The organism is Fontimonas sp. SYSU GA230001 (assembly GCF_040066175.1).
In the GTDB taxonomy this organism is placed as follows: domain Bacteria; phylum Pseudomonadota; class Gammaproteobacteria; order Nevskiales; family Nevskiaceae; genus Solimonas.
Window position 1 is genome coordinate 1 of sequence record NZ_JBEAAM010000066.1, and the last position, 521, is coordinate 521.

Below are 521 nucleotides of genomic sequence, written 5' to 3' on the forward strand. Positions count from 1 at the left end.
AGCCCTTGATGAACGCCGGCGACATGTCGATGCTGACCGACTCGATTTGCTCGGACGGGCAGCCGTGTTTGGCCAGCTCCGCGGCGATGGCGGCGACGGTCTTGGTGTCGCGCCCTTCAGCCACGGCCAACACCCGTCGCTCGATGGCGTCGGCCGCCAGGGTGATGTAGTCGTGACCGCGGGCGCGCGAGGTTTCGTCGATGGCCAGCGCCTTGACCTGGCTGAAATCGGCCTGCTGCAACGCCAGTGCCACGTAGCGCCGGCAGATCGCCAGCACCCGGTACGCCGAGATGCCGGCAATGCGCGCCACGGCGGCAAACGGCATCTGCCGCGCCAGCATCAGCACCAGCGCCTCGAACAGCAGCGTGAAGCCCGAGAGCTTGCCAGCAAAGGGCGGCTTGACCAGTGCTACCCGCCCGTCGGGCAGCTTCACTCGCGGGGTGCGCACTTCAAGCACGCACTCGTGCTGGAAGAAGTTCAGATGCCGGTAGGTCTTGGTCACGGTGTCGTGCACCGGGTGC

1 protein-coding gene is annotated in these 521 nt (G+C 67.0%); it reads right to left on the reverse strand.

The genetic code is table 11. The annotated features are described in order from the left end of the window. On the reverse strand, positions 1–521 hold a 521-nt coding region (locus tag AAG565_RS15755), incomplete at both ends, for a helix-turn-helix domain-containing protein (protein ID WP_348820596.1).